Genomic DNA, 6248 nt, shown 5'->3' with positions numbered 1-6248 from the left:
CGCTGGTCTGACCCGAGAGGAGCGTGTTGGCCGATCGCAGCCGCCTGGCGCCTCGCCAGCCGGCTGCGATCGGCCAACACGCTCCTCTCGGGTCAGACCAGCGACGTGCTGCCCGTCGACCGCAGCAAGCTCGACGGCATCGGCCGGCTCCTCGAGTACCCGCCGCGCTCGGCCACGCAGGTCGAGGAGGACTATCTCGGTACCACGCGCCGTGCCCGCCGCGTCTTCGAGAAGCTCTTCTACGGCTGAGACCGCGCGTGCCTGCCCGGGCGTCCTCCCACCGCGCAGGGCTCCCTCAGGGCAGACTCGGACGACGAGGGAACCCCTCGATCCTGAAGCGCCCGGTCCCAGATCCACAGGCGGGAGACATGCCATGCTCACCGAGATCGCTGACGGGGTGTTCGTCCACACGAGCGACTTCATCAAGAGCAACTCCGTCGTCGTCCAAGGCGGCGACGGCGTGCTGGTCGTCGACCCCGGCATCACGAGCGACGAGCTGGCGGACCTCGCCGACGACATCCGCGCGATGGGTCAGCGCGTCGTGGCGGGCTTCGCGACGCATCCCGACTGGGACCACGTGCTGTGGCATCCCGCGCTCGGCGAGGCACCGCGTCTCGGCACGGCCCGCTGCGCGGCAGCGATGCAGGAACTGCTCGCGCAGGCGGACTGGAAGAGTCAGCTGGCCGGTGCGCTGCCGCCGGAGTATGAGGACGACATCCCGATGGAGCTGTTCGGCCTCATCACCGGAATGCCCTCCGACGCCGTTGAGGTCCCCTGGGACGGTCCCCGGGTGCGGGTCATCGAGCATCGGGCCCACGCCGTGGGCCACGCGGCGCTGCTGGTCGAGGGCGCCGGTGTGCTCGTCGCCGGTGACATGCTGTCCGACATCCTGATGCCCTTCCTCGATCTCGACGCAGCCGATCCGCTCGGCGACTACCTGGCGGCACTAGGACTGTTCGAGGGCATCGCCGACGACGTGCGTGCTGTCGTCCCCGGCCACGGCTCCATCGGAAGGGCGGGGGACGTACGACGGCGAATCGAGCAGGACCGGACGTACGCCGAGGCTCTGCGCGACGGCCGTGTGCCGGACGATGAGCGGGTAGGCGCATCGGCACCGCTCGAGTGGCTGCCAGAGGTGCACGAGTGGCAGGTGGAGCGCCTTGCTGAGAAGAGAAGCCGCTTCGACGGTTCATAAGGGCAGCTGATCGGCCGGATGGCCGAGCCGACCGAGCCCTCGCGCAGAAACCAGAACTCCTCCGAACTCCCTGAGCGGGAGTCCGGAGGAGTCATGGTGCTCAGGGGTGTCAGACCCCGAAGTACAGCTCGTACTCGAACGGGTGCGGACGCGCGTTGAGCGGCTGGATCTCGTTCTCGATCTTGTACTCGATCCACGTCTCGATCAGCTCGGGCGTGAAGACGCCGCCCTTCAGCAGGAACTCGTGGTCGGCGCGGAGCGCGTCCAGCGAGTCGAGCAGCGAGTTCGGCACCTGCGGGATGTTCTTCGCCTCCTCGGGGGGAAGCTCGTACAGGTCCTTGTCGACCGGCTCGTGCGGCTCGATGCGGTTCTGGATGCCGTCGAGGCCGGCCATCAGCTGGGCGGCGAAGGCGAGGTACGGGTTGCCCGAGGCGTCCGGCGCGCGGAACTCGATGCGCTTGGCCTTCGGGTTGGAGCCCGTGATCGGGATGCGGATCGCGGCCGAGCGGTTTCCGGCCGAGTAGACCAGGTTGACCGGGGCCTCGTAGCCCTTGACGAGGCGCTTGTACGAGTTCAGCGTCGGGTTGGTGAACGCGAGCAGCGCCGGCGCGTGCGCCAGGATGCCGCCGATGTACCAGCGGGCCAGGTCGGAGAGCTGCGCGTAGCCCTTCTCGTCGTAGAAGAGGGGCTTGCCCTCGAGCCACAGCGACTGGTGCGTGTGCATGCCGGAGCCGTTGTCGCCGAAGAGCGGCTTGGGCATGAAGGTCGCGACCTTGCCCCACTCGTTGGCGACGTTCTTGACGATGTACTTGAACTTCAGGATGTCGTCGGCCGCGTGCACCATGGTGTCGAAGCGGTAGTTGATCTCCTGCTGACCGCCGGTGCCCACCTCGTGGTGGGCGCGCTCGAGGATCAGACCCGACTCGATGAGGCGGAGGCTGATGTCATCGCGCAGGTCCGCCGTCTTGTCGACCGGCGAGACGGGGAAGTAGCCGCCCTTGTACGGGGTCTTGTTGGCCAGGTTGCCGCCCTCTTCGGCGCGGCCCGAGTTCCAGGCGCCCTCTTCGGAGTCGACGGAGTAGAAGCTCGAGTTCTGCTTCACCTCGTAGCGGACGTCGTCGAAGATGTAGAACTCCGCCTCGGGAGCGAAGAACGCGGTGTCGGCGATGCCGGTCGACGCGAGGTACTTCTCCGCCTTCTTGGCGACCTGACGCGGGTCCTTCGCGTAGATCTCTCCGTTGCGGGGGTTGTAGATGTCGAACACCATGACGAGGGTCTTCGCCTCGCGGAACGGGTCGAGGTAGGCCGTCGACACGTCCGGGATCAGCTGCATGTCCGATTCGTGGATGTTCGCGAATCCCCGGATGGAGGAGCCGTCGAACAGCTGGCCGACCGTGAAGAACTCTTCGTCAACGGTGGAGGCCGGGATGTTGAAGTGCTGCTGCACGCCAGGAAGGTCCGTGAAACGGATGTCGAGGAACTTGACGTCCTCGTCCTTGATGAACTTCAGCACCTCGGATGAATCTTTGAACATGAAGACTCCAGAGGTAGGGCATTCGGATCCGCCCGTGCGGGCCGGGCTTGCTGGCAAGCTACCCGCAGGGGATTGCCCGGCAGTATCACTTGTGTTTCCGGGATGTTACGACGACCTGTATACGCTGGGGAAGTGACGCAGAGCACCCAGGACTACCCCGGCGAACGACTCGGACTGCCCCGAGAGGGCACCGGATCGATCGGCCGGCTCGGCCGCCGTGTGGGCGCACTCTTCGTCGACTACGGCGCCGCGTATCTCATCTCGGGATTCTTCGGATGGGACCCGCTCGCGATCCTGGCGATCTTCGCCGCGATCCAGATCGTCTTCCTGCCGACGCTGCAGGGAAGCCCCGGTCACCGCATCTTCGGCCTGCGGCTCGTGCGCGTCGACGGCGCGTGGGTCGGCCTCTGGCGACCCGTGATCCGCACGGCCCTGCTCGTACTCGCGATCCCGGCCGTCATCTGGGATGCCGACCAGCGCGGTCTGCACGACAAGGCCGCCGGAACGGTGCTCATCCGCTCATGACGATCGGCCCGGCGCGTGCCGGGCCGATCTCTGTCTGACTGCTGCGATCACCGCGGTCGCGGAGCGCGCACCTTCGTGGGGTCGATGCCCTTCGGGATGGGCAGTGACGTCAGGGACTGCGAGACCGACTCGACACGCTTGATGACCGCGGCCATCGTGGCGCGATCGATCTTCGTGGGAAGCGCCTTGATCGTCGACGAGAGCTTCGCGATCGGCACCTCGCCCTCGCCGTGGCCGATGTACAGCACCGTCACGGGGACACCCGATGCGACGCGCTGCACCTTGGAGCGCTCGTCGTTGACGAGCCGCGTGAGGCGGCCGCGGGCGCCCTCACCCACGATCACGACGCCGCCGCGACCGATCGCGCGGTAGACCGCCTCCTGCGTCTTGGGGTTGATGCCCACCGGCATCTCGCTGGCCTGCCACTTGCGCCCGAGCGACGTCGACATGACGTGCCCGGTGGCTCCCGGCATCCCGTCGATCTTCTTGTACATCGCGCGGGTGGACAGCCGCGTCATCGTCATCATCGATGCCAGGACGCCGAGCATGAGGCCGGTGACGCCCCACAGGATGATGCTCCACACGGCGACCGGCGGGATCGCGAACCCGATGCCCACACCCGCTGCGATGCCGAGGAGGAGGATGCCGGCCAGCAGGTACGGCAGCCAGCGGAACTCCTTCTGGGTGAAGGTGTAGAGGGTGCGGATCTGGGAGAAGAATCCAGGGCCCTTCTCGGGGGCGGAACTGCGCGCGGCCATACCTTTCAGCCTACCTTTTCGCGGCGTCCTCCTCGGCTCCTCCACAGTCCCGCGCTCCGTGCGTCCGTCCACAGAACCGCTCACCACGACCGCTGTGAGCTCGCCGTGCCGCGCAGACTGTCGCCATGACCACCGTCGAAGGACTGCTCGGGGCGCCGTATCGTGCGATTCGCACGGTCCGTGCCCGCGAGGACGGACCGTGGCCGGGTCTTCTGGTGCACACGGCTGGCGGCGACGCGTGCGTCATGGTCGATGCCGAAGCCCTCGGTCCGGAGTGGATCGGATGGGATGCGGCAACCGACGGCCACGTGCTCGCTCCGCTCGACATCCGCCGGCGCCCCGACGGTCACGACGTGGCGCTGCCGGTCTGCGTCGAGCGTCTCGAGGAGTTCGTGGGGCGACGTGCGGCGCGGATGCCGCTCAGCACGGGCGAAGCGGTGACGCTCGGAGTGAGCGTGCTGCGGGGGTGCGCGCAGATCGCCGGGTCACCGCAGACGACGGGGGACTGGTGGCTCGACGGCGCGGGCCGCCCGGTGCTGGCGACGGATTCCTCGCCCCGCCCGGCGCGGGAAGCCGCCGCGGCGGCGCTCGAGCGCGTGAGCGTCGAGGCGAGTGCTCAGCGGACATGGAGAACGGCTGTGAACGCGGTGACCGCTGAGCGCATCTCGGTCCGCGAACTGGAGGCCGCCGAAGAGGCCCTGTTCGCGATCGCCACGCCGGAGCCGCTCAGCACGGTGAGCCTCAGCCCGCGCAGTGCGGTGGAGGGTGGCGTGCGCCGGCAGGAGCCCGCTCACGCGGGCGTCGCACTCCAGGACGAGCCGGCTCCGCCCTCGATGTGGCAGAGCCTTGTCGCGGGCGTCGACAACGACTTCGCCGACACCGTCTCGCGGGCGACGACGGCGGCGTGGCGCCGGCTGCGCCGTTCGGAACGGGTCGGGAAGCCTGCCTCCCGGAGAGCTCCCTGGCTCGTCGGCGGCGCCGTCGCCGCAGCGGTGCTCGCCGGCGGTGCACTCTGGCCGACGGCCGGCGGTGTCGCCACCGAGAATCCCACCGACGTCGTGACGCCGACGCCGAGCGGCACGGAGCGCGCGAGCGATGACACGCCGACGAGTCCGGGCGACGCGCCGACGGATGCCGGCTCACCCGCCGATCTCGCTCAGGTCGCAGGTGCCCTGCTCGACGCGCGTCTCGCGTGCGGGAACGCCTCCGACTGCCTGGCGTCGGTGGTCGTCGATGCGGTGTCGCTGCCGGGAGGAACCGTCGACCTTCCTGCCACCGAACGAACTCTCACGCTCCTGGACGACTTCGGCGACATCGCGGTGCTTCGCGTGGACGCCGCAGACGGCACCCGCCCCTCGCAGATGATCGTGATCCTGCGCCGAGACGAGAAATGGCTGCTGCGCGACGTGTCGGACGTCGCGCAGCAGCCTGAGCGGTGAGGGGGTCTGGGTCAGATCCCGAGCTGCCCCTCGAACGCCGCAGCCTCGAGACGCGACTTCACCGCGCCGAGGAAGCGCGCGGCGTCCGCACCGTCGATGACGCGGTGGTCGTACGACAGCGCGAGGTACACGTACGAACGCACCGAGATCGCTTCCTTGCCGTCGACCGTCACGATGCCGGGGCGCTTGACGACCACACCGGTTCCGAGGATCGCCGTCTGCGGCAGGAACACGACGGGCGTGTCGAACAGCGCACCGCGCGAGCCGGTGTTGGTCAGCGTGAAGGTGCCGCCCGCCAGCTCGTCCGGCTTCAGCTTGTTCTCGCGCGTGCGGGCCGCGAGATCGGCGATCTCATGCGCGATCTGCGCCAGGTTCTTCGACGCCGCATCGCGGAGCACCGGGGTCAGCAGCCCACGCTCGGTGTCGACCGCGATCGACAGGTTCTCGCTCGCGGGGTAGACGATCTGGTCGCCGTCGACGGTGGAGTTGACCACGGGGTACGCCTGCAGCGCCTCGGCGGCAGCCAGGGCGAAGAAGGGCAGGAACGACAGCTTGTCGCCCGTCTTCGCGAGGAAGTCGTTCTTCACCTTGTCGCGGAAGGTCGCGAGCTTGGTGACGTCTACCTCGACGACGCTCGTCAGCTGGGCGGTCGACTGCATCGACTCGACAGCACGCTGGGCGAGCACCTTGCGCAGGCGCGACATCGGCTGCGTCGTGCCGCGCAGCGGCGACACCTCGAGCGGTGCCGGGGCGGGCGCCGCCGCGGCACCGCTCGAGGTGTCGCCGCTGCGCGGCAC

At 68.7% G+C, this 6248-nt stretch carries 7 protein-coding genes; 4 read left to right on the top strand and 3 right to left on the bottom strand.

Annotated features, from left to right (window positions below; all coding sequences use genetic code 11):
- Both ACI3KX_RS21630 and ACI3KX_RS21625 read left to right on the top strand, forming a co-directional pair.
- The coding region (locus ACI3KX_RS21630; protein WP_404911040.1) for a hypothetical protein at positions 1 to 249 on the top strand (249 nt) is incomplete at its 5' end.
- 124 nt (positions 250 to 373) lie between these two features.
- Positions 374 to 1195, top strand: coding sequence for an MBL fold metallo-hydrolase (locus ACI3KX_RS21625; RefSeq protein ID WP_404911039.1), 822 nt, complete (start codon positions 374 to 376; stop codon positions 1193 to 1195).
- Between the two features lie 109 nt (positions 1196 to 1304).
- Here the strand turns inward: ACI3KX_RS21625 and glnA are convergent, their stop codons facing one another.
- Entirely contained in the window at positions 1305 to 2729 is a 1425-nt protein-coding gene (gene glnA / locus ACI3KX_RS21620; RefSeq protein ID WP_349427490.1) for a type I glutamate--ammonia ligase, read from the bottom strand.
- Between the two features lie 132 nt (positions 2730 to 2861).
- Between glnA and ACI3KX_RS21615 the strand changes: the two genes are divergently transcribed.
- Positions 2862 to 3254 (top strand): RDD family protein, encoded by a 393-nt coding sequence (locus ACI3KX_RS21615; protein ID WP_308867207.1) that lies wholly within the window; start codon positions 2862 to 2864, stop codon positions 3252 to 3254.
- Positions 3255 to 3301: 47 nt separating this feature from the next.
- Here ACI3KX_RS21615 and ACI3KX_RS21610 read toward each other — a convergent pair whose 3' ends face one another.
- Positions 3302 to 4012, bottom strand: coding sequence for a DUF4191 domain-containing protein (locus ACI3KX_RS21610; RefSeq protein ID WP_363357347.1), 711 nt, complete (start codon positions 4010 to 4012; stop codon positions 3302 to 3304).
- A gap of 125 nt (positions 4013 to 4137) precedes the next feature.
- On the opposite strand from ACI3KX_RS21610, the gene ACI3KX_RS21605 reads away from it, so the two are divergent.
- Positions 4138 to 5451 carry a hypothetical protein gene (locus tag ACI3KX_RS21605; protein ID WP_404911038.1) on the top strand — a complete coding sequence of 438 codons (1314 nt, stop codon included), beginning with the start codon at positions 4138 to 4140 and terminating at the stop codon, positions 5449 to 5451.
- Positions 5452 to 5462: 11 nt separating this feature from the next.
- Here ACI3KX_RS21605 and ACI3KX_RS21600 read toward each other — a convergent pair.
- The coding region (locus tag ACI3KX_RS21600) for a 2-oxo acid dehydrogenase subunit E2 (protein WP_404911037.1) at positions 5463 to 6248 on the bottom strand (786 nt) is incomplete at its 5' end.

The sequence above is a fragment of the Microbacterium sp. ZW CA_36 genome (assembly GCF_044987475.1).
Classification (GTDB): Bacteria; Actinomycetota; Actinomycetes; order Actinomycetales; family Microbacteriaceae; genus Microbacterium.
The sequence above is the reverse complement of the archived record's forward strand: the minus strand, read 5'-3'. Positions and strand labels throughout refer to the sequence as shown.